General features: G+C 57.1%; 30 protein-coding genes. 20 read left to right on the top strand and 10 right to left on the bottom strand.

Annotation, left to right across the window (positions count from 1 at the left end; all coding sequences use genetic code 11):
* Positions 1-53 precede the first annotated feature (53 nt).
* Positions 54-1088, bottom strand: coding sequence for a type IV pilus twitching motility protein PilT (locus AC27HQ_RS10630; RefSeq protein ID WP_487156138.1), 1035 nt, complete (start codon positions 1086-1088; stop codon positions 54-56).
* Positions 1089-1164: 76 nt separating this feature from the next.
* Between AC27HQ_RS10630 and AC27HQ_RS10625 the strand changes: the two genes are divergently transcribed.
* The 12 genes from AC27HQ_RS10625 to katG all read left to right on the top strand — a co-directional run bounded on the left by AC27HQ_RS10625 (position 1165) and on the right by katG (position 12347).
* The gene (locus tag AC27HQ_RS10625; protein WP_487156137.1) at positions 1165-1881 is read left to right on the top strand and encodes a YggS family pyridoxal phosphate-dependent enzyme; all 717 of its coding nucleotides are present in this window, start codon (positions 1165-1167) and stop codon (positions 1879-1881) included.
* On the top strand, positions 1878-2696 hold the full coding sequence (proC, locus tag AC27HQ_RS10620) for a pyrroline-5-carboxylate reductase (RefSeq protein WP_487156136.1): 819 nt from the start codon (positions 1878-1880) through the stop codon (positions 2694-2696). Before AC27HQ_RS10625 ends, proC begins: the two co-directional genes overlap by 4 nt.
* Positions 2697-2705: 9 nt before the next feature.
* On the top strand, positions 2706-3296 hold the full coding sequence (locus tag AC27HQ_RS10615; protein WP_487156135.1) for a YggT family protein: 591 nt from the start codon (positions 2706-2708) through the stop codon (positions 3294-3296).
* Entirely contained in the window at positions 3286-3615 is a 330-nt protein-coding gene (locus AC27HQ_RS10610; RefSeq protein WP_487156134.1) for a DUF167 family protein, read from the top strand. The genes AC27HQ_RS10615 and AC27HQ_RS10610 overlap by 11 nt, the downstream gene beginning before the upstream one ends.
* Before the next feature lie 99 nt (positions 3616-3714).
* The gene (gene metX / locus AC27HQ_RS10605) at positions 3715-4854 is read left to right on the top strand and encodes a homoserine O-succinyltransferase MetX (RefSeq protein WP_487156133.1); all 1140 of its coding nucleotides are present in this window, start codon (positions 3715-3717) and stop codon (positions 4852-4854) included.
* A 1-nt stretch (position 4855) separates the two neighbouring features.
* Positions 4856-5446 carry a methionine biosynthesis protein MetW gene (gene metW / locus AC27HQ_RS10600; RefSeq protein ID WP_487156132.1) on the top strand — a complete coding sequence of 197 codons (591 nt, stop codon included), beginning with the start codon at positions 4856-4858 and terminating at the stop codon, positions 5444-5446.
* Between the two features lie 9 nt (positions 5447-5455).
* Positions 5456-5899, top strand: a complete 444-nt coding sequence (locus AC27HQ_RS10595; protein WP_487156131.1) for a DUF4426 domain-containing protein — start codon at positions 5456-5458, stop codon at positions 5897-5899.
* On the top strand, positions 5889-6497 hold the full coding sequence (gene rdgB, locus AC27HQ_RS10590) for an RdgB/HAM1 family non-canonical purine NTP pyrophosphatase (protein WP_487156130.1): 609 nt from the start codon (positions 5889-5891) through the stop codon (positions 6495-6497). Before AC27HQ_RS10595 ends, rdgB begins: the two co-directional genes overlap by 11 nt.
* 59 nt (positions 6498-6556) lie before the next feature.
* The gene (hemW, locus tag AC27HQ_RS10585; protein ID WP_487156223.1) at positions 6557-7711 is read left to right on the top strand and encodes a radical SAM family heme chaperone HemW; all 1155 of its coding nucleotides are present in this window, start codon (positions 6557-6559) and stop codon (positions 7709-7711) included.
* Between the two features lie 227 nt (positions 7712-7938).
* Positions 7939-9099, top strand: a complete 1161-nt coding sequence (locus AC27HQ_RS10580) for an iron-containing alcohol dehydrogenase (RefSeq protein ID WP_487156129.1) — start codon at positions 7939-7941, stop codon at positions 9097-9099.
* A gap of 364 nt (positions 9100-9463) precedes the next feature.
* The gene (locus AC27HQ_RS10575) at positions 9464-9895 is read left to right on the top strand and encodes an acyl-CoA thioesterase (protein WP_487156128.1); all 432 of its coding nucleotides are present in this window, start codon (positions 9464-9466) and stop codon (positions 9893-9895) included.
* A 274-nt stretch (positions 9896-10169) separates the two neighbouring features.
* A complete protein-coding gene (katG, locus tag AC27HQ_RS10570; RefSeq protein ID WP_487156127.1) occupies positions 10170-12347 on the top strand; it encodes a catalase/peroxidase HPI in 2178 nt (725 codons plus the stop codon).
* Between the two features lie 69 nt (positions 12348-12416).
* Here the strand turns inward: katG and gloA are convergent, their stop codons facing one another.
* A complete protein-coding gene (gene gloA, locus AC27HQ_RS10565) occupies positions 12417-12959 on the bottom strand; it encodes a lactoylglutathione lyase (RefSeq protein WP_487156126.1) in 543 nt (180 codons plus the stop codon).
* A gap of 33 nt (positions 12960-12992) precedes the next feature.
* Complete coding sequence (locus AC27HQ_RS10560; RefSeq protein WP_487156125.1) at positions 12993-13853, bottom strand: crotonase/enoyl-CoA hydratase family protein; 861 nt, start codon at positions 13851-13853, stop codon at positions 12993-12995.
* Positions 13854-14504: 651 nt separating this feature from the next.
* On the opposite strand from AC27HQ_RS10560, the gene AC27HQ_RS10555 reads away from it, so the two are divergent.
* Positions 14505-15350 carry a hypothetical protein gene (locus AC27HQ_RS10555; protein WP_487156124.1) on the top strand — a complete coding sequence of 282 codons (846 nt, stop codon included), beginning with the start codon at positions 14505-14507 and terminating at the stop codon, positions 15348-15350.
* Positions 15343-16485 (top strand): DNA adenine methylase, encoded by a 1143-nt coding sequence (locus AC27HQ_RS10550; RefSeq protein ID WP_487156123.1) that lies wholly within the window; start codon positions 15343-15345, stop codon positions 16483-16485. Before AC27HQ_RS10555 ends, AC27HQ_RS10550 begins: the two co-directional genes overlap by 8 nt.
* Positions 16486-16575: 90 nt before the next feature.
* Here the strand turns inward: AC27HQ_RS10550 and AC27HQ_RS10545 are convergent, their stop codons facing one another.
* Positions 16576-17934, bottom strand: coding sequence for an SNIPE associated domain-containing protein (locus AC27HQ_RS10545; RefSeq protein WP_487156122.1), 1359 nt, complete (start codon positions 17932-17934; stop codon positions 16576-16578).
* Positions 17935-18549: 615 nt separating this feature from the next.
* Between AC27HQ_RS10545 and AC27HQ_RS10540 the strand changes: the two genes are divergently transcribed.
* Complete coding sequence (locus tag AC27HQ_RS10540; RefSeq protein ID WP_487156121.1) at positions 18550-18861, top strand: hypothetical protein; 312 nt, start codon at positions 18550-18552, stop codon at positions 18859-18861.
* Between the two features lie 118 nt (positions 18862-18979).
* Here the strand turns inward: AC27HQ_RS10540 and AC27HQ_RS10535 are convergent, their stop codons facing one another.
* On the bottom strand, positions 18980-19285 hold the full coding sequence (locus AC27HQ_RS10535; protein ID WP_487156120.1) for a hypothetical protein: 306 nt from the start codon (positions 19283-19285) through the stop codon (positions 18980-18982).
* A 128-nt stretch (positions 19286-19413) separates the two neighbouring features.
* Positions 19414-20271, bottom strand: coding sequence for a prenyltransferase (locus tag AC27HQ_RS10530; RefSeq protein WP_487156119.1), 858 nt, complete (start codon positions 20269-20271; stop codon positions 19414-19416).
* Positions 20272-20460: 189 nt separating this feature from the next.
* Here AC27HQ_RS10530 and AC27HQ_RS10525 point away from each other — a divergent pair, with 189 nt between their 5' ends.
* The 4 genes from AC27HQ_RS10525 to AC27HQ_RS10510 all read left to right on the top strand — a co-directional run bounded on the left by AC27HQ_RS10525 (position 20461) and on the right by AC27HQ_RS10510 (position 23072).
* Positions 20461-21147, top strand: coding sequence for a response regulator (locus tag AC27HQ_RS10525; RefSeq protein ID WP_487156118.1), 687 nt, complete (start codon positions 20461-20463; stop codon positions 21145-21147).
* Positions 21134-22474, top strand: coding sequence for a sensor histidine kinase (locus tag AC27HQ_RS10520; RefSeq protein ID WP_487156117.1), 1341 nt, complete (start codon positions 21134-21136; stop codon positions 22472-22474). Before AC27HQ_RS10525 ends, AC27HQ_RS10520 begins: the two co-directional genes overlap by 14 nt.
* A gap of 86 nt (positions 22475-22560) precedes the next feature.
* On the top strand, positions 22561-22698 hold the full coding sequence (locus AC27HQ_RS10515; protein WP_487156116.1) for a hypothetical protein: 138 nt from the start codon (positions 22561-22563) through the stop codon (positions 22696-22698).
* Between the two features lie 44 nt (positions 22699-22742).
* The gene (locus AC27HQ_RS10510; RefSeq protein WP_487156115.1) at positions 22743-23072 is read left to right on the top strand and encodes a NirD/YgiW/YdeI family stress tolerance protein; all 330 of its coding nucleotides are present in this window, start codon (positions 22743-22745) and stop codon (positions 23070-23072) included.
* Positions 23073-23225: 153 nt separating this feature from the next.
* Here AC27HQ_RS10510 and trmB read toward each other — a convergent pair whose 3' ends face one another.
* The 4 genes from trmB to AC27HQ_RS10490 all read right to left on the bottom strand — a co-directional run bounded on the left by trmB (position 23226) and on the right by AC27HQ_RS10490 (position 25549).
* Positions 23226-23927 (bottom strand): tRNA (guanosine(46)-N7)-methyltransferase TrmB, encoded by a 702-nt coding sequence (trmB, locus tag AC27HQ_RS10505; protein WP_487156114.1) that lies wholly within the window; start codon positions 23925-23927, stop codon positions 23226-23228.
* Between the two features lie 168 nt (positions 23928-24095).
* On the bottom strand, positions 24096-24887 hold the full coding sequence (locus AC27HQ_RS10500) for a thiazole synthase (protein WP_487156113.1): 792 nt from the start codon (positions 24885-24887) through the stop codon (positions 24096-24098).
* Positions 24888-24908: 21 nt separating this feature from the next.
* A complete protein-coding gene (gene thiS, locus AC27HQ_RS10495; protein WP_487156112.1) occupies positions 24909-25109 on the bottom strand; it encodes a sulfur carrier protein ThiS in 201 nt (66 codons plus the stop codon).
* Between the two features lie 65 nt (positions 25110-25174).
* Entirely contained in the window at positions 25175-25549 is a 375-nt protein-coding gene (locus AC27HQ_RS10490) for a DUF423 domain-containing protein (RefSeq protein WP_487156222.1), read from the bottom strand.
* A 52-nt stretch (positions 25550-25601) separates the two neighbouring features.
* On the opposite strand from AC27HQ_RS10490, the gene mtgA reads away from it, so the two are divergent.
* Entirely contained in the window at positions 25602-26357 is a 756-nt protein-coding gene (gene mtgA, locus AC27HQ_RS10485; protein ID WP_487156111.1) for a monofunctional biosynthetic peptidoglycan transglycosylase, read from the top strand.
* Positions 26358-26372 lie beyond the last annotated feature (15 nt).

Genomic DNA, 26372 nt, shown 5'->3' with positions numbered 1-26372 from the left:
CTACCTGCATGGCAGCGCTGTTTGAGCCCTGCCGAATGACTGACTGTACGCCTTTACATGCTGTCGGCTGACTTGGCTTTTTCGCGGGCGGCTTCCTTGGTGACCAGACCCTTGGCGACCAGCGTCTTCAGACACATGTCCAGAGTCTGCATACCGAGGTTACCGCCGGTCTGAATCGCCGAGTACATCTGCGCTACCTTGTCCTCACGGATCAGGTTACGGATGGCCGGGGTACCGATCATGATTTCGTGGGCTGCCACCCGGCCGCCACCGATCTTCTTCAACAGCGTCTGCGACACTACCGCAGTCAATGATTCTGACAGCATCGAACGGACCATGGACTTTTCTTCAGCCGGGAACACGTCAACCACACGGTCAATGGTCTTGGCCGCCGAGGTGGTGTGCAGGGTGCCGAACACCAGGTGACCGGTTTCCGCCGCTGTCAGGGCCAGGCGGATGGTCTCGAGGTCACGCATCTCACCCACCAGAATGATGTCCGGATCTTCCCGCAGGGCCGAGCGCAGAGCCTCGGCAAAGCCCAGGGTGTCGCGGTGCACTTCACGCTGGTTGACCAGACATTTCTTCGACTCATGTACGAATTCGATCGGGTCTTCGATGGTCAGCACGTGCTGGTATTTGGTGTTGTTCAGATAGTCGAGCATGGCCGCCAGGGTGGTCGACTTGCCCGAACCGGTCGGCCCGGTGACCAACACCAGACCGCGCGGCACATCGGAAATCTTCTTGAATACATCGCCCATGCCCAGCTCTTCCATGCTCAGCACCTTGGACGGAATGGTCCGGAAAACCGCACCGGCGCCACGATTCTGGTTGAAGGCGTTGACACGGAAGCGGGCCACACCGGGCACTTCAAAGGAGAAATCGGTCTCGAGGAACTCTTCGAAATCCTTGCGCTGCTTGTCGTTCATGATGTCGTAGATCAGCCCGTGGACCATCTTGTGATCCATGGCGGGCACGTTGATGCGTCTGACATCGCCATCCACGCGGATCATGGGCGGCAGTCCGGCCGAAAGGTGCAAGTCCGACGCGCCCTGTTTGGCACTGAAGGCTAACAGCTCGGTAATATCCATAGGGTTCCCCATTGCTGCCTGCAAGCATGTAGAATGCCAGCAGCGATTGTTCTATTGGCAAGGTGTAATGACCGTAATGTCTACGATAGCAGAGAATATTGCAAACGTTGGTGATCGTATTCGGCATTGCGCCCACGCTGCCGGGCGCAGCCCGGACAGCGTCACCCTGATCGCCGTCAGCAAGACCAGGCCGGCCGAGGATATTCGTGCAGCCTGGGCCGCCGGTATTCGCCATGTCGGCGAGAACTATCTGCAGGAAGCCCTCGACAAACAGGCCAGCCTTGCCGACCTGGATCTGACCTGGCACTTCATTGGCCCGATCCAGTCCAACAAGACCAAGGCGATCGCCGAGCATTTCGATTGGGTACACAGCGTCGATCGTCTGAAAATTGCCCAGCGCCTGTCGGATCAACGCCCGGCTGGCCTGCCGCCGCTGAATATCTGCCTGCAGGTGAATATCAGTGGTGAGGACAGCAAGTCCGGTGTCAGCCCAGAGCAATTGCCCGCGCTGGCCGAGGCCGTCACCAGGATGCCGAATTTGCGTCTGCGCGGTCTGATGGCGATTCCCGCCCCCGGCCAGGACGAAGCCAGCCGCCGCGCACCGCTGCGCGCCCTGCGCGAATGCATGGCGTCACTGGCGATGCCACTGGATACGCTGTCCATGGGCATGACCGATGATCTCAACGAAGCGGTCGCCGAAGGCGCGACCCAGGTGCGTATTGGCACTGCTCTGTTTGGCAGCCGCAACAGCCAGACCAGCGCTCCCAACAACCCGAACAAGGAACAAGCATGACAGCCCCGACCATTGGATTCATTGGCGCCGGCAACATGGCCACCAGCCTGATTGGCGGCATGCTGGCACGCAACGTCAAGGCCGAACAGCTGCTGGCCAGTGACCATAGCCCCGAGCAGGCCGACAAACTCGGCATCCAGTTTGGCATTCGCACCGGCACGGATAACGCGCTATTGGCCCGTGACTGCGACATCCTGGTGCTGGCGGTCAAGCCGCAGGTCATGCAGTCGGTATGCCGCGCCCTGCCCGACACACGCAAGCCCGGCCAGTTGATCATCTCGATTGCCGCCGGCATCAGTTGCGCCAGTCTTGAGCAATGGCTGGGCGAGCACAGCGCGATTGTCCGCTGCATGCCCAATACCCCGTCACTGCGCGGCCAGGGCGTCAGCGGCCTGTATGCCAACACCCAGGTCAGTGACACGCAACGGCAACAGAGCGAAGCTATTCTGAACGCGGTCGGCATCAGCCTGTGGCTAGAGCGCGAGGAATTGATCGACGCGGTGACCGCGGTCTCCGGCAGTGGCCCGGCCTACTTCTTTCTGATGATGGAAGCCATGATTGCCGCCGGTCAGCAGTTGGGCCTGCCAAAGGAAACCGCCGAACGCCTGACCCTGTATACCGCCCTGGGTGCCGCCGATATGGCCGTACACAGTGACGTTGACGCTGCTGAATTGCGGCGCCGCGTATGCTCCCCCGGCGGCACCACCGAGCAGGCGATCAACAGCTTTATCCGTGACGATCTGCCCGGCGCCGTAGCCCGCGCCATGCAGGCCGCCGCCGACCGCGCCGCCGCCATGTCCCAAGAACTTGCCTGAGGAAAGCCGATGAACAGTCTGATCGAGCCCGTCATCTTTGTGATCCAGACATTGGGCAGCCTGTACCTGATTGCCGTGCTGCTACGCTTTATCCTGCAGTTGTCCAAGGCCGACTTCTACAACCCCATTTCGCAATTTATCGTGCGCATCACCAAACCGCTGCTGATGCCGCTGCGACGTTTTATTCCCGGCTACGGCGGTATCGACTTTGCCTCGCTGGTGCTGGCCCTGCTGGTGCAACTGGCGTTGATGTCGATCATTCTGCTGATCAGCAGCACGGCCTTCCCGGACCTGATGCGCTTTGTTGGCTGGGCGGTGATTTGTGTTGCCGCCCTGTTCCTGCGGATTTACTTCTTTGCCCTGCTGATCAGTGTCATCCTCTCCTGGGTCGCACCGGGCAGCCGCGCACCGGGTGCCATGCTGATCCAGCAGATCTGTGAACCGGCACTGGCACCGATTCGACGTATCATCCCGGCCCTCGGCGGCCTGGATCTGTCACCTATCTTTGCCTTTATCGCCATCCATTTGCTGACCACCTATGTGCTGCTGCCTGCGGCTATTACTCTGGGTATGTACCGGTCCATGACCATTGCCCTCTGAAACCGGGCCCGCTTTAGCGACCGCCGCGCCCAGCTTCTACCGCTGGTGCGGCGAAGATCTGCTGCTCGACTGCCACCTGCAACCCGGGGCGAAAACCCTGGGCTTTGCCGGACTACAGGGCGAACGCCTGAAAATCCGTATCAGCGCGCCACCGGTGGATGGCAAGGCCAATGCGCTGCTGATGGCCTTTCTGGCTGAGCAGTTTGGCGTCCGTAAGAGTCAGATCAGCCTGCTCAGCGGTGAACTGAGCCGGCAAAAGCGCCTATTGATCGCCCGGCCACAGCAACTGCCCGCCGAACTGGGCATACAGCCCGGCTGATATATTGCCTCTGGTCGCTACCCTCTTTAGACTGGCGCCTCGATTGTCGGCACCGCCTCAAGGGCCACCCCGCCGACCTAGCACAGGAACAGGTTCAACATGTCCAGATTCCCCGCCGATTCCGTCGGTCTGGTGACACCCCAGCGACAGACCTTTTCCGAGCCCCTGCAGCTGGCCTGCGGCAGGGCTCTGTCCAGCTATGAGCTGGTCTATGAAACCTATGGCGAACTGAATGCCACACGCAACAATGCGGTGCTGGTCTGCCACGCGCTGTCCGGCCATCACCATGCCGCCGGCTTCCACAGCGAAGATGAACGCAAGCCCGGTTGGTGGGATGCCTGCATTGGACCAGGCAAGGCCATTGATACCAACCGCTTCTTTGTTGTCAGCCTGAACAACATTGGTGGTTGCCATGGCTCCACCGGCCCCTCGAGCCTCAACCCGGAAACCGGCAAGCCCTATGGTGCCAGCTTCCCGGTGATCACCGTGGAAGATTGGGTCAACAGTCAGGCGCAACTGGCCGACGTGCTCGGCATCGACTGCTGGGCCGCGGTGGTCGGCGGTAGTCTCGGCGGCATGCAGGCGCTGCAGTGGTCCATCCGCTACCCCGAGCGGGTACGCAACTGCGTCGCCATCGCCACCGCGCCCAAGCTGTCGGCACAGAACATTGCCTTCAATGAAGTGGCACGCCAGGCGATCATTACCGATCCGGACTTTCATAACGGCGACTACGCCGCCTTCGGCGTGATTCCCAAGCGCGGCCTGATGCTGGCGCGCATGGTCGGACACATTACCTACCTGTCGGATGACTCGATGGGCGCGAAGTTTGGCCGCGAACTGCGCAGCGACGTGCTCAACTACGACTTCACCAGTGTCGAGTTTCAGGTCGAAAGCTACCTGCGCTACCAGGGCCAGGAGTTCTCCGAGCGCTTTGATGCCAACACCTATCTGTTGATGACCAAGGCGCTGGACTACTTTGATCCGGCCGGCGCCCACGGCGGCAATCTGGCCGCCAGCCTGGCGCCGGTGCAGGCTCGTTGCATGGTCATGTCCTTTACCACTGACTGGCGCTTTTCCCCGGCCCGCTCACGCGAGCTGGTCGATGCGCTGCTGGCGGCGGGCAAGCAGGTCAGCTATCTGGAAATCGAAGCGGCGCAGGGGCACGATGCCTTCCTGCTGCCCATCCCGCGTTATATCGAGGCCTTTCAGGCCTACATGAACCGTATCGAGGTGCTCTGACATGCGTGCGGATCTGGACATCATTCAGGAGTGGATCAAGCCCGGCAGCCGTCTGCTGGACCTCGGCTGTGGTGACGGCGAGTTGCTGCGCTACCTCTCCGATCACCGCAAGGTCACCGGCTACGGGCTGGAAATCGATCCCGAAAAAATCAACGCCTGCATCGACAAGGGCGTCAATGTGCTCGAGCAGAACCTCGACAGCGGGCTGAGCAACTTTGGTGACAACAGCTTTGACAGTGTGCTCATGACCCAGGCCCTGCAGGCTGTGCACTACCCCGACAAGGTGCTGGAAGAAATGCTGCGGATCGGCCGCGAGGCGATTCTGACCTTCCCCAACTTTGCCCATTGGCGCTGCCGTTTATATCTGGGTACAAAGGGTCGCATGCCGGTCTCGGAGTTCATGCCCTACACTTGGTATAACACGCCGAATATCCATTTCTGTACCTTCAAGGATTTCGAGGACCTGTGCCGACAGCGCTCAATCCGCATCCTTGATCGTCTGGTGGTGGATCAGACCCACCGCAGCAGCTGGCTCAGCGCGCTGTGGCCGAATCTGCTCGGCGAAATTGCCATCTACCGCGTTACCCGCTAGGAGTTCGAGATGATCCGCGCCCTGCTCTGTGCCCTGTTGCTGCTGAACGCCCCCCTGCTGCTGGCCCAGCAAGTCAGCCCGCAACGCTTTGGCGATCTGCTGGTCTATCACAACACTTTCAACAGCAGCTATCTGCAACCCGATATCGCCGCCAACACCGGCCTGATCCGCGGCCCACGGCATGGTGTGCTGAACCTGGCAATCCAGCAGGATACCGACAACGGCCCGGTAGCCGTGGATGCCCTGCTCAACGGCAGCGTCACCAACCTGCTGGGACAGAAAACACCACTGGACTTCATCCGCGTGCAAGAAGGAGAAGCGGTTTACTTTGTCGCCAATTACACCTCGGCCCAACGCGGTCTGTTGCGCTTTGAGGTGGAGTTCCGCCGCAGCGCCGGTGCCGCGCCGCAGACCGTCCGCTTCCAGCAGGAATTTTTCCCCGATGACCAGTAACACCCTGCCCTTCGAGCAACTGGTGCTGGCCAGTGGCAATCCCGGCAAGCTGCGGGAGCTGCAGGCCATGCTCGGTGAACAGGTCAAGGTCCGGCCGCAGTCCGAGTTCGTGGCCGAGGAAGCCGTGGAAAACGGTCTGAGTTTTGTTGAAAACGCCATTATCAAGGCCCGCCACGCCTGCCTGGCCTCCGGCCTACCGGCCCTGGCCGACGACTCGGGGCTGGCGGTTGACGCCCTCGGCGGCGCACCGGGCATCTACTCGGCACGCTATGCCGGCAGTGGCGGCGATGCGGCCAACAACCGCAAATTGCTCGAGGCGCTGGATGGCCTGCCCGCCGAACAGCGCAACGCGCGTTTTATCTCGGTGCTGGTGCTGATGCTGCACGCCGAAGACCCCACGCCGATCATCTGCGAAGGCATCTGGCACGGACGCATTCTCACTGAAGCGCGCGGTGAACAGGGCTTTGGCTACGACCCGCTGTTCTGGGTGCCCGAAGCCAACTGCGCCAGCGCCGAACTCAGCCCGGCAGAAAAAAACCGCCTGAGCCACCGCGCCAAAGCCATGGCGCAACTGCGTGTGCGCTTGGGGCTGGTGTGAACAAGCCACAAGCTGCAAGCGTCAAGCCGCAAGCCAACCCAAAGAACACCCCTGACAGCTTGCCGCTTTCAACTTGCCGCTTGCCGCTGCCGCCCCTGGCGGCCTACATCCACATCCCCTGGTGCGTGCGCAAGTGCCCCTATTGCGACTTCAACTCGCATGTCAGCGACCAGGGTCTGCCGGAGGCGCAGTACATCGACGCGCTGATTGCCGATCTGGATCAGGACCTGGCCGGTACGCAAGGCCGTGAGTTGACCTCGATCTTCTTCGGTGGCGGCACGCCCAGTCTGTTTTCCGCCGCGAGCCTTGGCCGCCTGCTGGAGGCCATGGCCAGTCGCCTGAGCTTTGCCCGCGATATTGAAATTACCCTGGAAGCCAACCCCGGCACCTTCGAGCAGGCCAAGTTCGCCGGCTACCGCGCCGCCGGCATCAATCGCCTGTCGATCGGCATCCAGAGCTTCAACGCCAAACACCTCAAGGCACTGGGACGGATTCACGATGACCGTGAAGCACTGGCCGCCGTCGCCATGGCGCGCAAGGCCGGGTTCGACAACCTCAACCTGGACCTGATGCACGGTCTGCCGGATCAGACCCTGGACGACGCCCTGGCGGACATCAATCAGGCCATAGACTTGAGTCCGGAGCACCTGTCCTGGTATCAGCTGACACTGGAACCCAACACGGTGTTCTACAACAAGCCGCCAATCCTGCCGATTGAAGACACCCTCTGGGCTATTCAGGAAGCCGGTCAGGCGCGACTGGCCGAGATCGGCCTGAGCCAATACGAAGTCTCCGCCTACGCCCAAGCCAACCGCCAGGCGCGGCATAACCTGAACTACTGGCAGTACGGCGACTTCCTCGGCATCGGTGCCGGTGCCCACGGCAAGCTCAGTTACCCGGATGGCCGCATCGAACGCTACTGGAAAACCCGCCTGCCCAAGGACTACCTGGACCCGACCAAAGCCTACTGCGCCGGCCGCAAGGACCTGATCCCCGACGACCTGCCCTTCGACTTCCTGATGAACGCCCTGCGCCTGGTAGACGGCGTCCCCGCCAGCCACTACCCGAACCGCACCGGTCAGTCGCTGGAGACTATCGCGCCGCTGCTCAACCAGGCCGTCAGCAAAGGCCTGCTGGAACCCTGGGACCAGCAATTGCGCCCGACCGAACGCGGGCGGTTGTTTCTCAATGATCTGCTCGAAGGATTCCTCTGAGCGCTCCTCAGCCGCTACAAGCGGCAAGCGGCAAGCTACAAGCCGCAAGCTTAAACCAAGCCCAACCCCTTCGCCGCGAGGCCGCGGCTCCTACCAGTGAAGTGAAACTCATGCTGGGTGGGAGCGGCGGCCCCGCCGCGAAAGGTTTTTACTTGCTGCTTGCGGCTTGTAGCTTGCCGCTCGAAGCTTGTACAGTAATCCAAACTGTCTCAGTCACCGAGGTCCCCATGTCCCCTTTTCTGTTTGCCACTACTGCGCAAATTCTTTGCGAATCCGGTTCGGCCATCCGCCTGGCTGAGCTGTGCAAAGAGCGCGGTGCCAGCCGTGTATTGATTGTCACTGACCCGGGCATCACCCAGCTCGGCATGCTCAATGACATCCTGCCGGGCTTTACCAAAGCGGGCATGGCAGTAGACATCTTCGACGCCGTGCAGGCTGATCCGCCGGAAGCGGTGGTCATGGCGGCGGTAGAACAGGGCCGGGCCATGCAGGCCGACTTTGTTGTCGGTTTTGGTGGCGGTAGCTCCATGGATGTGGCCAAACTGGTCGCCTTTCTGGCCCACCCCAACTGCACACAACAGCTCAGTGACATCTATGGCGTCGGTAATGCCAAGGGCCAGCGCCTGCCATTGATTCAGGTGCCGACCACCGCCGGTACCGGGTCGGAAGTGACGCAGATCTCCATTATCACCACCGGCGAAACCACCAAGATGGGTGTGGTTTCACCGATCTTGCTGCCGGATATGGCGCTGCTGGACGCCGACCTGACCCTGGGTCTGCCGCCCGCCGTCACCGCCGCCACCGGCATTGACGCCATGGTCCACGCCATCGAGGCCTATACCAGCAAGATCAAGAAAAACCCGCTGTCCGACATGCTCGCTCGCGAGGCCCTGCGTCTGCTGGCTGCTAATCTGGACGGAGCCGTGCACAACGGCAGCAACCGCGAAGCACGCCAGGCCATGCTGCTCGGCGCCCTGTTGGCCGGTCAGGCCTTTGCCAACGCCCCGGTCGCGGCGGTCCATGCCCTGGCTTATCCGCTGGGTGGCCATTTCCATATCCCCCATGGTCTGTCCAATGCGCTGGTACTGCCCACGGTAATCGGCTTCAACGCGCCCGCTGCCGAGCATCTGTATGCCGAGCTGGCACCGCTGCTGGTCGCCGATCTCAAGCCTGGCAACGCCGCCAGCCTGACCGAACAACTGGTCGCCGCACTGGCCGATCTGAGCCCACGCTGCAACCTGCCCTCGCGTCTGCGGGATGCAGGCGTACCGGAAGACAGTCTGCCGCAACTGGCCAAGGACGCAATGCTGCAACAGCGCCTGCTGGTCAATAACCCAAGAGACATGACCGAAGCCGATGCACTGGCGATTTATCGCGCAGCGTTTTGAGTTTTTTCCATCAGACAACACCGATGCCAGGCGGCCTTGGGTGATACCCGCAGTAGACCGTCTGCGCCCAGGACGGGCGCAGTCGAGCCCCCAGGGATGGGTTTACGGCGTGTCTACGGAGGGTGTCGCCCAAGGCCGCCGATGCCGAACCAAAAACCACCAAATCCGAGGCTACGCATTGGCAGATAGCGGTTCTGGACCGTCTATGCCCTGGTCGAAAATTGCTCCTGCATTTTCGACACTTCCGCCATCCATGGCGGTCGGATGGGCATAGCGAGCTTACAGGGATGTACTTGCAGCGTGTCCATAACCACTATCTGCCAATGCGTACCCACGATACGACCAAAAGAGAGCACGTCAGAACATGAGCAACAAACCCCAACGCAGCGCCTACCCCTACCTGCACCCCATTACCACCCGCTGGCACGACAATGACGTCTACGGCCATGTCAACAACGTGGTGTATTACAACTACTTCGACAGTGCCGTGAACAGCTGGTTGATCGAACAGGGTGGGCTGGATATTCATCAGGGCGAGCAGATCGCCTTTGTGGTCAGCTCCGGCTGCGATTACTTCGCCCCGATTGCCTTCCCCGATGCCATTGAAATTGGCGTGCGCGTGACCAAACTGGGTAACAGCTCAGTGCACTATGAACTGGCCGTATTCAAGTCAGGCACAGATGACGCCTGTGCGCTCGGCCGCTTTGTGCATGTCTTTGTTGAGCGCAGCAGCAACCAGTCCTGTGCCATACCGGCCGGACCACGACATGCACTGCAACGTCTGATGGTCGAATAACACCTCACTACCGGGCTTGCGATGTTTCACACCAAGGCTACGCAAGCCTGTCAGCCCTGATCTATATAAAAAATCTATCAGAGTTCTGTCAAAATCCTACTGGCGGTAATCAAACATCGTTGCTAAAACTAAATGACTCAATACTGGCAGAGGTATTTAACCCTTCTGCAGTAATTGATTAATGAATCGTGAAACGTGGCTGTGATCCGGCCACACATGACCCTGAGGCGGCTATCCGCCGCCTGAGTTTACGCAGATGGCATTGGAGACTGATATGAGTGATAACAAGGGTAAGTGCCCCGTAATGCACGGCGGCAATACTGCCACCGGCAATGCAAATATGGACTGGTGGCCAAAAAATCTTAATCTTGACATCCTGCATCAGCATGACCGCAAGACCAACCCGCTTGGAGAGCACTTCAACTACGCGGATGAATTCAAAAAGCTTGACCTTGAAGCCGTCAAGACTGACCTCAAAGCACTGATGACCGACAGCCAGGACTGGTGGCCCGCCGACTGGGGTCACTATGGTGGATTGATGATCCGTATGGCCTGGCACTCCGCTGGTACCTATCGGATTGCAGACGGACGTGGTGGTGCCGGTACTGGTAACCAGCGCTTCGCGCCGATCAATTCCTGGCCTGACAACGCTAACCTTGATAAAGCCCGTCGCCTGCTCTGGCCGATCAAGAAAAAGTATGGCAACAAACTCTCCTGGGCTGACCTGATGATTCTGGCTGGTAACATGGCCTATGAGTCCATGGGCTTCAAGACCTTCGGCTTTGCCGGTGGCCGCGAAGATATCTGGCATCCGGAAAAAGACACTTATTGGGGCTCTGAAAAGGAGTGGCTTGCACCTTCCGGTAGCGAAAACAGCCGCTACTCCGGTGAGCGCGACCTGGCCAACCCTTTGGCCGCCGTGATGATGGGTCTTATCTACGTCAATCCTGAAGGGGTAGATGGCAAGCCCGACCCACTGAAAACCGCCCATGACGTGCGCATTACCTTTGAGCGCATGGCCATGAACGATGAAGAAACCGTAGCACTGACCGCCGGCGGACACACGGTAGGCAAGTGCCACGGTAACGGTAGCGCGGCCAACCTCGGCCCTGAGCCGGAAGCTGCTGGGCTGGAAGAACAGGGCCTGGGCTGGAACAACCACAAAACTAGGGGTATTGGTCGCGACACCATGACCAGTGGTATCGAAGGGGCCTGGACCACCAACCCGACTCAGTGGGACAACGGCTATTTTCATCTGCTGCTTAACTACGACTGGGAACTGAAAAAGAGCCCGGCCGGAGCCTGGCAATGGGAACCGATCAACATCAAGGAAGAAGACAAGCCAGTTGATGTCGAAGATCCTTCGATCCGCCTTAATCCAATCATGACCGATGCCGATATGGCCATGAAGATGGATCCGGAATACCGCAAGATCTCCGAGCGGTTCTACAAGGATCCGGCCTACTTTGACGATGTATTCGCCCGCGCCTGGTTCAAGCTGACACACCGCGACCTGGGCCCCAAGAGCCGCTATTTGGGTGCTGATGTGCCGTCTGAAGATCTGATCTGGCAAGATCCGGTACCCAGTGTCGACTACACCCTGAGCGATTCAGAGGTAGCTGAAATCAAGGCGAAAATCCTTGCCAGTGGCCTGAGCGTTTCCGAACTGGTCTCTACCGCCTGGGACAGCGCCCGCACCTTCCGAGGCTCTGACTGCCGTGGTGGCGCTAACGGTGCACGCATACGCCTGGCTCCACAGAAAGACTGGGAAGGCAACGAACCCGCCCGCCTGCAAAAAGTACTCAAGGTGCTGGAAGGCATCCAGGCCGGTCTGAGCAAAAAAGTCAGTCTGGCTGACCTGATCGTCCTTGCAGGTACTGCGGGTGTTGAAAAAGCGGCCAAGGATGCCGGTGTCAACATCACCGTACCCTTTGCGGCTGGCCGTGGCGATGCCAGTCAGGAGATGACCGACGTTGAGTCCTTCGAGGTCCTTGAGCCACTGCATGACGGCTTCCGTAACTGGGTCAAGAAAGACTACGTTGTCACCCCTGAGGAGATGATGCTCGACCGTACCCAGCTGATGGGGCTGACCGCTCCCGAAATGACAGCACTGGTTGGCGGTATGCGCGTGCTGGGGACCAACCATGGTGGCACTAAACACGGGGTATTTACCGAGCGTGAAGGCGTGCTGAGCACGGACTTCTTCGTCAACCTGACCGACATGTCCAATACCTGGAAGCCCACAGGCAACAACCTGTATGACATCGTCGAGCGCAAGACCGGCAAGACCAAGTGGACTGCCACCCGGGTAGATCTGGTGTTCGGTTCCAATTCGATCCTGCGTGCCTACGCTGAGGTCTATGCTCAGGACGACAACCGCGAGAAGTTTGTGCGCGACTTCGTCAACGCTTGGGTCAAGGTAATGAATGCCGATCGCTTCGATCTGGCCTGATTTGCCAGCAGGTGAGTAAAACAACAAGGGCGCCTATTTGGCGCCCTTGTTGTTTCTGGTCACGTCAGATCAACTGAAGCTGCCACGCATCGCACCCGGACTGAACAGCTCGATCCAGTACCCGTCCGGGTCACGGATAAAGGCCAGGGTCTTCATCTTGCCGTCCTGCGGACGTTTGACAAAACTCACACCCAGCTCCTCAAAACGCGCACAGGCCGCCTCCAGATCCGGCACGGCAAAACCGATATGGCCAAAGCCCTTGGGCTCATCGTTACCGTTGTGATAGGCAAAATCAGGCTCGTCCTCGGTACCCCAGTTGTGCGTCAGTTCCAGCATCGCCGGTCGACCAAAGGTCTGCACCAGCCGTTCCTGTGCATCATCTGACCAGTTACCCAGATCACGGCTGTCAATCGCCGCGAGAAAATACAGACTGAACTTCATGCCCGGAAAATCCAGCTTCTTCACCAGCGTCATACCCATGATCCGGGTATAGAAATCCAGTGACGCCTGCGGCGACTTGATGCGCAGCATGGTCTGATTGAATACAAAGCCTTCCGTAGCCGGATCACGCTGCTCACACAGTCCTGTAGCAGATTCAAAATGGCGGCTCATGACATGCTCCCGATGACTATCGACGTGGATACCTTAGCGAAATTTACGCTCATCCCACCAGGGATAGAACGGCGGGCGATCCTTGCTCGGGCTGAGCTTGAACTGCGGCGCGCGCTTCTCCAGGAAGGAACTCACCCCCTCCTTGGCATCGGCGGATTCGCCCATATAGGCAATCGCCCGTGAATCAACAATATGCGCCTCCATCGGGTGATCGGCACCAAGCATGCGCCACATCAACTGACGGTTCAGCAGGGCCGACATACCCGAGGTGTTATCCGCAATCTCACGCGCCAGGGCATAGGCCGCCGGCATCAGTTCTTCCGGCTCGTGGATACTGCGAATCAACCCGCCCTTGAGCGCCTCTTCAGCGCCGAATACCCGTCCGGTATGCACCCATTCAGCGGTCTGCATGGGGCCAACCAGACGCGGCAGGAACCAGCTCGAACAGGCCTCCATAGTGATACCGCGACGGGCAAAGACAAAACCGAACTTGGCGTTGGTCGAGGCCATCCGAATATCCATCGGCAGGGTCATGGTCACGCCCACACCCACCGCCGCACCATTGAACGCGCCAATTATCGGCTTGGTGCATTCGTAGATACGCAGCGACACGGTGCCGCCACCATCACGCAGCTCATCGCCTTCGGGCTGGTCCTGACGCTTATGGCGGTTGAAAGTGTCACCGCCCTTCTCCAGATCCGCACCCGCACAAAAGGCCCTGCCCGCGCCGGTCATGATAATGACCCGCACCGCATCATCGGCATCTGCAGCATCAAAGGCCGCCAGCAACTCACGGCGCATCTGCCCGTTAAAGGCATTCATGCGGTCAGGGCGGTTCAGGGTCAGCGTCAGAATGCCGTCCTGTACCTGATAGTCGAGGGTTTCATAAGACATAGTGGTGCTCCATGGCGTTCAGCAAAGTCGCACCAGTGTAGAACTCACCGGTCACGGGGACCAGTTGAGTTACCAAAGCGTATGTGGGGGTATTGTTGGGGTGGATGGGGGGCAACAGACGCTGCCGGGGGCTGCTTGAATTCTGGCGCGACAAAAAGCCTTGGACAGCCCAGCAACCCTGACTTACTCTCAATAACAGAAAGGGATTGCAGTCAGCCCCAAGCAAGACACGGATAGTCTGCCCTCCCCCGTACAACCCGAACAGTAAACCGCGACTTGTCCAAAATCAGGATCGAGGGGTAGCGCGTCTGGAGATTGATCACCGAAAGGAGCATCTGCAAGCCAGACCACAGGATTTTGATTGGAAAGCACTGAAATTCTAATGCACTGACTGGATACACAGTTTATTGAGTGAAAAAATAAAAAAGTCAAGCGATCTTAGGGCAGGTCGCTACCAGAAAGGCAACAAATTGATTTTTATAGATAAAGATTATTTGTCCATAACCGGCAAAAACATGATCATACAAAACTTACTGATATATGAAAATACAGCCGACTATCTAATACGATGTTGTTCCCGCATCCATATGACTCCGTGTAAACTAACGATCTTGCTCTTGGCAAAAGAATAAAGAAATCATTGAGGGAATTATGAGTAAAGACGCATATAAAGATTTCACAAAACGCTTTGGGCTTCTGATTAAGAAGCATCCAACCCTTATAACCATGACTCTGAGCAATATTTTCACTATGCGTCTTATTGGCAATAAAACACATGGAGATCTTGCAGAAATTGCAATCTCTGAGTTCATTAACCAATATATGTATGATTTCAAATCTATTCACGTAGGAAAAGATCTTTACCGAGCCAAGTCAAAAGAAGAAGACATAACTGTTGAGAACGAGATAACAAACGAAAAATTCCCTATTAGCCTTAAAGCCTATGGCGATGGACCTCTTCAGTTATCTACGGACAAAAATTTCCAGATGTACCCTTTACTTGAACGTATTGGAGAGCTCATTACAGATAAAGATCAAATATCAAGTATATTTGAAAATGAGGCATTTTCATGCTTCAGCGAGATTAACGTTCTTCCTCTGATTTACAACGAAAAAAAACAGCGCTGCAATATTTTGGTTTTCGACGCAGAGCGCGCAAGAAACGAAACTTCTTATATAAGGAAAGAGACCGAGGGCGCTGGCCGCAAGCATCCTGCATATAGGTTCTTCGATAAGAATGACTGTTATATTTGTGAAGTAAGATACGGAAGCGCTACAGCTAACGCTCTACAGCGCGGGCTTTGGACAAACACAAAAAATGCAACTCCATTTTTCGACAGTGTAACAAACGGATGGGTCGACTATTCTCATAATTTGGTTTTAGTTAAACTCTTTTCACATGCGCTTGTGTCCAGCGCTAAAGGGCATGAAACGGCACTTGAAGAAATTAAAACTGACATAGCCAGGTTAAAGCAGGCGAGTGGAATAAATGCATAAATCAACATTATCTTTATTTGGCGGCGCAATACTTGACACTCCAGAAACCCAAGGGGTTAAGTACGCCGGTTCTAAGCTGAAGCTAATTCCACACATTTTGTCGCTATTTGATGAACTTGAAGTTAAAACAGTTTTCGACGGATTCTCTGGAACCACTCGTGTATCTCAGGCGCTAGCAAAGTCTGGATTCAAAGTCACAAGCAACGATATTTCTGAATGGTCATATGTATTCGGGTTATGCTACTTAAAAAATAAGAAGAAAGTATCCGAGTATAAAGAGCTGATAGAGCACTTGAATTCAATCAAGGGTTACGATGGTTGGTTCACCGAAAATTATGGTGGACAAGATTTTTCAGGTAGCGCAATACAACCAGACGGCACCAAAAAACCTTGGCAAGTCCATAACACGAAGAAACTTGATGGAATACGAGATGAAATTGATGCGTTATGTTTGCCAGAAATAGAAAAAGCAGTTGCTTTAACCAGTCTTATTCTTGCAATGGACGAGGTTGACAGCACTCTTGGGCATTTCACTTCTTATCTAAAGAATTGGTCTTCACGCTCCTATAAGGAAATGCGGCTTAAGGTGCCGAAGATTTTTGAGAACACAGAAGAAAATGTCGTTCTAAAAGGTGATATTTTTGATTCAATGAAAGATATTGCGGTCGACTTTGCGTATTTTGATCCACCCTATGGCTCCAATAACGAAAAAATGCCTCCTTCAAGGGTACGTTATGCCTCCTACTATCATGTGTGGGCAACTATCTGCAAAAATGATAAACCTCCTGTTTTCGGCGCAGCTCTTCGTAGAGAGGACACATCGGATCGAGTGGCCGCTACAGTTTTTGAAGAGTTTCGCAAGGATAACGATGGCCATTTCATTTCCGTAAAAGCAATTGAACGACTTATTCAGAACGCGAATGCAAAATATGTGGCTCTCTCTTATAGTTCTGGAGGAAAAGCCACTGCAGAAGAACTCAACGGAATATTAAGTCGCCATGGAAAATTGATTAAAACAATAGAGATTGATTACAAAAAAAATGTGATGGCAGATATGAAATGGACGAATGAGTGGTTGCGAGATGCAGAAGAGCCAAACCGCGAATTCATATTCCTAATCGACAAGCAGGCTTAACAATTTTTTTAGCAAAAAAAACTGTTCGGATTTATTTTCTGGTGACCTATCCAAACACGAACGATTTGAATAGGTCACTAGTAAATAACATTAACTGGATGCCAGAGATCGTTCTGATTGCTGGATAGGGTCAGCAGGCAGAACCATACGCAGACTTTCACGGTACTGTTCGGCTGGTGCTTCGTGGATGACCTCAACAGCAGCGTCGTAGCTCTCTCTGATTACAGACTCAATCTCAGCAATGCGGGCACGGAAAAACTCCTTTCGTCCGTTAACTTTGTTGAGCCGGCCTGCTGCAAATCTCTCGTGCAGCTTGGCTTCCAGCGCGGGGGCATTGTCTGAGAAAACCATCGCATGCACGTCAAACCAAAATGGCACCGACGCATCGCCGAGCTCTGCAATACGGTCCATTGGTTCCAGACGGCGGGTCATGCCTATTTTGTATACATCCTTTCCGAATGCCCCGACGTTTGAAATGACGTATACATAGCCCGCCTTAGCATTTTGCTCGCGATAATCGATGAGTTTTTCTTCCCCTTCCAACTCGGCCCGACCAAGCTCAATCTCTGCCAGTTTTATTGAAAGAAGAGTGCGCTCGTCTTCAGTCTCTGCTTTGTCCAGGCGTGACTGAAGCTCGCGCAGGGCAGTATCGAAATGCTTGCGCTCTTTGGCTATCTTCTCCCGGGCGGCGCGAATCTCTTGTTCAAGTTTCTGTTGCTCCCGAAGTTCCTCTCTAGCGCGCTTTGCTTCTTCCTTTTCCTCTTGCTTTTTGAGTTGAAACTCATGCGTAAGATGAAGCTCATCGAGCTTAAGGTTTAAATATTTGCTTGATAGTTCCACACTCATCATTTTGCCAAGGCGGTTGCATGCCTCGAAGGATTTGAGAATACGTTTTTCACCAAGCTCTACGTTGTTGAACTTTACGTTGTCTACACAGTAATCAGCTTCGTTATTGAACGACCGAATAACTAGTTTGATCATGTCGTTAACAAGTTTTCTCCCTTGAGCCTTACTACCATTGACAGACCAGTCCTTGTTGCCAGTGGCCGCATCGCCGCTCTTGATCATCGCCTTCTGCTGCTCACGCACTTTGTCCAGTCGAGCTTTGTATTCAGTACTTGCACTTAGCTTGAATTTGGGTTCATACAGCGCAAAACTCTCCAATAGAAGCGCCTCCTCCCAAACAAGGATTTGCGAATGAAGTTCAATTGAGCGCTTTTCAAGATTGCTGTTGTCCTGCTCGGCGAGCTGGATCGAGTTCCGAATGGCTGCCAGCCTGCTTTTCTCTTGCTCGATCAGCTTCTGGACTTCAAGCACATCCATTGCGCCAATCTTCTTGTTTAGGGCTTGCAACTGAGCATGACGTACTTGAAGTTCCGACAGCTGGATATCCAGATCATCTGCCCGCTGCCGATGCGCAGGACCATTCCAATAATCGCTTAAGGCCATAAATCACTTCCCTGTTGATGTGATGAAACTGATCAGTCACCGATGCAAACTGGCAGAGCGGCTTGGTTAAACATAACAGGTTAGGACAGAAAACATCTCAGTGTGTGACATGATTTTTAATATCAATAAGTGCAGTGTTTTTCATCAACACTACTGCGCTCATCACCATGAATGTGAAATTAGCCTGAGCCATACAGCGTGTTGTCCAGCTGCGACGTCATGATCTGACTGACACACGCCGTATCATATGGCTGCTTGTGCGGCATGAATGACCTGCTAATTTAGCCCCGTGATGCCGGGCCCCTCTGGCGGTTAACACCGCGATGTCGGAATCACAGTCTGTTCAACTTGACTGTCAGGAGGGGCTCATGAATTCCCTGGAAATATTCCCACGTCCTAATTTTCTGGTTCCAGCTAACCCATTGTGGCTGGTCCCCCTCAGTTGTTTTTCCCCACCGAAATTGAACATGAGCCAGTCGTTGCTGAGGTATCGTGCTGCTGACGGGCTTTAAAGCTCAAACCAAGCTCTGTCCACTGGAGTATCAGCCAAATAATTTTAACGCTTGCTCGGTGACGGGTGAGCCTTGCGATTTCAACTAACCACGAGGTGACACTATGACGCGTAAAACACGTAACGCATCGCTGCTGGGCCTGGGCCTGGCGTTAGCCCTGCTTTCCGGCTGTGATGCTGCAGAAGAATCGGCCCAGAAACTGTTGGACGAGACCATGGAAAAGACCGCCGAAGCCGCCCGTGAGCTGGTGAACGAGACCGTGGGTGAGACCATGCAACAGCTCAACGAACAGATTGATGGCATGCAGGAAGGGCTTGACGAGGCCCTGACCCCGGCCGAGGAGCAAGCGCAGGAAACCGAGCAGGCGACCAATGAACCCAACCCCACTGAAGCGCCGCAAACCAACGCGATCTGATGGCGTTAGTCAGCGCACCGTGTTGCTTGGCCCAAGTGTTTGTTTCTTCGGCTGTCCGGTTCGTTCATCCTTGATCATCTCAACAACAGGCCAGGCTATGCAGCCCGGCCTGGTTACTTTAGCGTCCAGTACGCTCAGGCGCGACCTGCTGCATCTCTACCCGGCGAACCGGCTGCATTGGCACTGAAGGTCTTGGCTGCGCGGCCTGGAACTGGGTAGCCGCTGAGTTACCAACGGCGCTATGCGGGCACTTCTGACCCAGCTGGGCCTGAATGCACAGGTTGTAAGCGCCATAGTTGGCATCGGGGTTGGGGTGCTTTTCATTGCAGACGGCAATGGCGTCATCAGCACAGTTGGCCATGGCCAAACCAGAAAAGCCCATTACGGCGGCAAACAGGGCAGGAATCAGTTTTGCATTTTTCATGGGGTCGATCTCCATCGTTGATGTGGGTGTTTCCATCAAGTGAGTCGAGGCGAGTTTGTAATGGGTTCAAAAAAAATTTAACGGCGATGAAAAAAATTGAGCACCGAGCTGTCGAGGCGGTTTGTTACTCAGCCAAGCCCAATCCCCAAGGCCATCAGCGCGGGCACCAGCAGGGTTTGCAGCACGTTGCTGCGCAGGGCGGCGTGCAGGTTGGTTGAGACGGTCAGCCAGGCATGCAGGCCAAGGGCGAAGCCGGGCAGTGCCAAGAGGGCCAGCATGGGGACGCTGTTCTGCAGCAGGGCCAGCGCATAGCAGCCCAGTGCAAGCAGCCACTGCAACGCGTAAAACCGGCGGCTGACAGCCAGACCGTAACGCAGGGGGATATTGTCGCGGCCTACGTTGCGGTCGGCTTCACGGTCCGGCAACTGATTAAGCAGCAACAGGTTATTGACCAGCAACGCCAGCATCAAACCGGTCAGCCAGCCGGCCGTGGAATACTGCCCGCCCAAGACCCGTTCGGCACCGCAGAGCATCAGCAGGCCAAAACCAATACCCGGCGCAACCAGACTGAGCCAGCGGTTACGGGTGATCCAGGGGGTGTATCCGGCTACCAGAGCGACACCGGGAAGTCCGATCCAGAGCAAGGCCGGGCCAGCCTGCCAAGCCAGATACAGACCGAGCAGGCAACACAGCAGCAACAAACCAAGGCCCAGGCAGAGCACCTGCCTGGCGGCAGCGGGATGGGCTGGCAGGTAGCCGCTGCCACCACTGAAGGGCGTGCGCGCGGTGCCTTGATCAAGCCCGCTTTGGAAGTCGGCGTATTCATTCAGCGCATTGACCGCGCCATGGGCGGCCAGCGCCACGATCAGCACCAGTGCAAAGGTCAACCAGGCAAAGTCGCCCGCCAGGGCGGCGGCCAACAGCACGGTGACCAGCGCCAGCAACAGGAAAGGCGGACGCAGGCTAGTTATCAGTCTTATACCCACACGTATCTATTACCTTTAACTAAGGGGCAGTCTTGCCGCAGAGCGTCGCAGCAAGCTCACTCTGTCCCACCAAGCCAATAAACTGCATATTATTGCGGCCTGACTATCGCCCTGACATCAGTAACAACGCATGATAACAGCAGGGGCACAGTAACCTGACTTTTCCAAAACTCGATTCGAGCAAAGCGTATGCGAATTTTATTGGTTGAGGATCACCCTTCGTTGGCAGAGGCCGTCATAGACGCCCTGTGTCGCGCGGGCTTTGCCGTTGATCACGCCCCTGACGCCGTTACGGCCAAACAGATGTCGGACATGACTCCTTACGCGCTGGTGCTTCTTGATCTGGGACTACCTGACCGTGACGGGCTTTGCCTCCTGCCGGCATTACGTGCAGAGGGCCGCGTACCGGTAATCATCCTGACCGCCCGGGACCAGCTGGAAGACCGCCTGAATGGCTTGAACAGCGGAGCCGACGACTACATCGTCAAGCCGGTAGAAATGCCCGAACTGGTCGCCCGCTGCAGAGCCGTGTTGCGTCGCCCCGGTGACCGTTCCAGTGATCTTCTGGAGGTCGCCGGTCTGGCGCTGGACACCCTCAACCGGTCGCTTCACCTCCACGGTGAGCCTTTATTGCTGGGCCGCCGCGAGATGGGCGTGCTGGAACTGCTGATGAAGTCAGCCGGTCGTGTGGTACCGCGCCGGGTACTGGAAGATACTATCTATAATTACGCCGATGAGGTTGGCCCGAACGCACTGGAGGCAGCCATCTCCCGACTTCGGCGGGCATTGGCGTCAGCCGGCTGCGACTTGCCGATTGTGACCGTGCGCGGTGTTGGCTGGATGCTGGTCAAAGAGCCGAAACATGAGCAAAGCTGATCCTACGCTGGCAAGCATACTGACCCGGCGCCTGGCTTGGATCGCGCTGGCTGTCGTGCTGGTGAATGCCTTTGCCGTAGCAGTTTATTACGGCGCTGATCACCAGCCACTGGAACGCGAAGCCATTGAGTATGAAATCGATCAGTTGGCCAGCGCTCTGACCGGCGACCCGCTGCGCGTGGCACAAGCTGCCCGGCACTTATTTGTCGATTACCCTGAGGCCTATGGGTTTGCGGTTTTACATCCCGACGGCCGGGTCCTTGACGCTGAGAACCTTGGCCTGATCCCTGAGCAGGCCCTTGCAGGTGGACGCTTTGCGCAGAACTGGCAAACACGACTGCCCGATCCCGAGGGCTCACAGCTGGTGGTAGCGCGCACCCTGATGGTTCAGGACGAAGCATTGCTGTGGCTATTCGCCTTGCGGGATGATCCAGCCAATCTGGTACGTCGCGCCTTTGTCTTCGAGTTCATCAAGCACATATGGCTGCCCATTCTGCCGATTTCACTGATCCTGATCGGCGCCAATGCCTTGATGATTCGCCGCAGCGTCCGGCCCATCTCTGCCGCAGCCCAATGGGCCAGGGGCATCAAGCCCGGTATGGCGGTACCAGTACTGAATAACAAGGAATTGCCTGTCGAAATTACCGATCTGGTTGAGGCCACCCGGCGCTCTCTGGAGCGGTTGAGCGAGGCCCTGTCGGCCGAGCAACGTCGCGCCGCCGAGGCCGCTCATGCGCTGAGAACCCCGCTGGCAATCCTGATTGCCCGTCTGGATGCCTTACCCCCCGGCCCGGTCACTGACAAGTTGCGGACTGACCTGGCTGTTCTGTCCCGTACCGTTCGACAAATACTGGATTCCGCCCGCGCGGACGGACTGGAAATCACCGAGGGTACACGCACCGACCTGTGCCTGGTCGCCAGCAACGTTCTGGCCGCCCTGGCACCAGCGGCCTATCAGCAGGGTATCGAGCTGTCGCTGGTGACCCAGTCACCCAGCGTATTCGTCCGGGCACAGTCAGATGCGGTTGAAATGGCCCTGTCCAATCTGGTGGAAAATGCCATGGTGCACTCAGGTACCCCGCAGATTGAGGTCACCGTCGGGCCCGGCCCGGTGGTGGCTGTCAGGGATTATGGCTGCGGCTTCCCGGCTGAGGCTGAAACGCGGCTGTTCCAGCCGTTCTGGCGGGGCGAATCGGCCAGTCCGGGCGGGGCCGGACTCGGACTTGCCATTGTCGAGCGTCTGCAACGTGCCCAGGGTGGCACCGTCACGGCGACCAACCGAGACGGTGGTGGCGCCGAGTTTATCCTGACCTTCGTGGCCGAGTAATTATTTTAGCGCCGTCAGGTTGCCGTCAGCTTCGCTCCTTATCTTAATCCTGCGTTATCGCAAACCTTCAACGAGAGGAGTTGACCATGAAAGACGTCAAGAAGATCGACCTTAAGCAGTCCGATGAATGGCTGTCTGGCGACGTCGAAATTTGCGTACCGAAGAAGTGGCTGGCTTATGGCGCTGCCGCCCTTGTGGGTCTGGTGCTGCTGGCGATGTACTAAGCGGCTGACCGAATCACCCCCTTACTTACCCAGAGGACAGTAAAATGAAAACCCTTACCGCACTAATGATCATGCTGTTTGCTGCTGGTGCCTATGCACAAAATAGCACACCGATTGAACAACTAAATCGTGGCGAAATGACCACCCTGAGTGGCCAGGTCGAACGCATCCTCGATGAGGACGAGTTCAGGCTGAGAGATGATACGGGCAGTATCCGTGTCTATATCGGACCAAACAGAATGCCTGTCAGACCGGGCGACAGCATCAGCGTGACCGGCTTTGTGGACGACGATATCGGCCCGCTGGAGCTGTACGCCTACGATATCACTTTGGCTGACGGCTCAACGGTCGAGTTCTCTCAGCGCTATGACTGACGTCACCTATAAGCAGGCCGTCGCAGATCTGAGCTCGCCTGTGACAGCGGGTTCAGGAGCTCTCCACCCGTCAAAACAAACAAAAGCTATGCGCAGGGCCGGGCGCACACAGCGTGTGCCCGGGATATAGCCGTTACTCAATACTTGATGCGATCAACTCACCCGCTCGAACTTCAGATCCCAGACGCCATGACCGAGTCGTTCGCCGCGGCGCTCGAACTTGGTGATCGGGCGTTCTTCCGGGCGCGGAACATAGGTGCCGTCGGCGGCCAGATTGCGGTAGCCGGGGGCGCCGCTCATGACCTCGAGCATATGCTCGGCGTAGGCTTCCCAGTCGGTGGCCATATGAAAGACGCCACCGATCTTGAGTTTGCTGCGCAACTGTTCGGCAAAGGCCAACTGCACGATACGCCGCTTGTTGTGCTTCTTCTTGTGCCAGGGGTCAGGGAAGAACAGCAGTACGCGGTCCAGACTGCCATCGGGAATGCACTGATTGAGCACTTCGATGGCGTCGCAGTCGAAGACCCGCAGGTTGTCGATGCCCGCCGTCAGTACACCGTTGAGCAGCGAGCCAACGCCGGGACGATGCACCTCGACGCCGATAAAGTCCTGCTCGGGCGCGGCCTGGGCCATTTCCAGTAAGGACTGACCCATACCGAAACCGATCTCCAGGGTACGCGGCGCTACACGGCCAAACAGCGCATCCAGGTTCAGCAGGCCGTTGTCCAGATTCAGACCAAAACGCGGCCAACCCAGATCAATTCCGCGCTTCTGCGCATCGGTCATGCGTCCGGCGCGCATGACAAAACTGCGGATGGCGCGGCGGAATTCGGGGGCGACGGGTTGGTCAGTCATCAGTAAACCTCAAAAATTGATACTCAGAGAATGTGTTTACGGTCTCGCGAGCTAGAGCCATACAAGGCAAAAACAGGTTTGGAAGCGGAGTTTACGAGTTGTAAATGAGCATTCCGAACCTGTTTTTAACGCAGTAGGACCGACGCGCAGCAGACCGTAGACGCGTTCTCAGAAAAAGGTGCCATCCAAAGGTGATGAGGCCGTGGCGTACAACTTGCGGGGCATGCGCCCGGCCAGGAAGGCGCCGCGGCCAGCTATCACCGCGTGCTTCATGGCCTCGGCCATCATCACCGGCTGCTTGGCGTGGGCGATGGCGGTGTTCATCAATACCCCGGCACAGCCCAGCTCCATGGCGACGGTGGCATCCGATGCGGTACCCACGCCGGCATCAACCAGTACCGGGACCGTGGCTTCTTCAAGGATGATGCGCAGGTTCCAGGGATTGCAGATACCCATGCCCGAGCCAATCAGGCCGGCCAGCGGCATGACCGCCACGCAACCCATGGCCGCCAGTTCACGGGCAATGATCGGATCGTCGCTGGTGTAGACCATGACGTCAAAGCCATCCTTGACCAGTACTTCGGCGGCCTTGAGGGTCTCAACCACATTCGGGAACAGGGTCTTCTGGTCGGCCAGCACTTCCAGCTTGACCAGCTTGTGACCGTCCAGCAGTTCGCGGGCCAGCCGGCAGGTGCGCACGGCATCCTCGGCGGTATAGCAACCGGCGGTATTCGGCAGGATGGTGTAACGATCCGGCGGGATCACGTCGAGCAGATTCGGCTCGTCGGGGTTCTGGCCGATATTGGTACGGCGGATGGCGACGGTAACAATCTCGGCACCGGAGGCCTCGATGGCCGCACGGGTCTCTTCCATATCCCGGTATTTACCGGTGCCCACCAGCAAGCGCGAGCGGTACTCGACCCCGGCGATGACAAAGGGGTCGCGGGTTTGATCAGTCATGACATTCTCCGTAGGGACAGCTTAACCGCCGCCGATGGCCTGCACGATTTCTACCCGGTCGCCGTCGGCCAGCCGGGTCTGCGCATGCTGGCTGCGCGGCACAATCTCGAGATTCAGCTCGACCGCCAGACGCTTGCCGCTGAGCCCGAGCTGTTCGAGCAACTCGGTCAAGGTCAGGGCATGTGCAAGGGTGGTGGTTTCGCCATTCAGGTTGATCTGCATGGGGATCTCGTCAGACTCGCGGGAAAGGCCGCATTATAGCCCCTGTGAACGGCGACTGGCCATGCTCAGGCATGCCGCCAGATGCCCAGACCCAGACAAAACCAGGCCAGTAACAGGCTGACGCCGCCAAAGGGCGTGATGATGCCAAGTTGGCCAATGCCGCTGATGGCCATGAGGTAGAGGCTGCCGGAGAACAGCAGGATGCCCAGCGCAAACAACCAGCCGGCGCTGCTGATCAGCCTGCTCTGTGGCCAGCGCAGCAACAGCAGCGCCGTGGCGATCAACGCAAAGCTGTGCCAGAACTGGTATTGCACTCCGGTCTGAAAGGCCGCCAACAGGTTCTGCGGCAATTGGCCACGCAGACCATGGGCAGCAAAGGCCCCCAGACCGACACCGGTAAAACCACCAAACGCTGCCAACAGCAGGAACACCTTGGCCATTGCCCAACCCCCCGTTCTATACTGCAGGCCTGACTGATCAACGATCCGGCCCATGCTAAAGACAATCCTGCTGAAAACCACCAAATGGCTGCTGATACTCATGGCCCTGAGCCTGTTGCCGGTGCTGCTGTTGCGCTGGGTACCCTCGCCCGGCTCGGCACTGATGGTCGAGCGCTGGCTGGAGTTCCGTCAACAGGATCAGGCCGTGGTCATTCAACAGGAGTGGCTACCCTACCAGAAGATCCCCGAGAGCATGAAAATGGCGGTGATTGCCGGCGAAGACCAGCGCTTTGCCGAGCACCATGGCTTTGACCTGCAGGCGATCAAGGCGGCGGTCGAGCATAACCGCCGGGGCGGCAGCCTGCGCGGCGCCAGCACCCTGAGTCAGCAGGTCGCCAAGAACCAGTTTCTCTGGTCCGGCCGCAGTTGGCTGCGCAAGGGCATGGAAGCCTGGTTTACCCTGTGGATTGAAGTGCTGTGGCCAAAGCAGCGGATACTCGAGGTGTACCTGAATATTGTCGAGTGGGATGAGGGCGTGTTCGGTGTAGAGGCGGCGGCGCAGCGGCACTTTGGCGTGGGCGCCAGTTACCTGTCCGATCGCCAGGCGGCGCAACTGGCGGCGGTACTGCCCAACCCACGGGAGTGGAGTGCCGCCAACCCGCCCGCGCATGTGCAGCGTCGCGCCAGCTGGATTCAGCGCCAGTCACGGCAGCTGGGCGGTGCGCATTATCTGCGCGAGATGGAACAGGGGCGCGACTGGCCGGACTGGCTGAGCGTCAACTACTGGCGCAATCGCTTCGCTATCTGACCGCAAAGCGCAGCG

The sequence above is a fragment of the Halopseudomonas sp. 4NH20-0008 genome, assembly GCF_057548395.1.
Note: the sequence above shows the minus strand (reverse complement) of the source record. Positions and strands in the feature narration are given on the sequence as shown.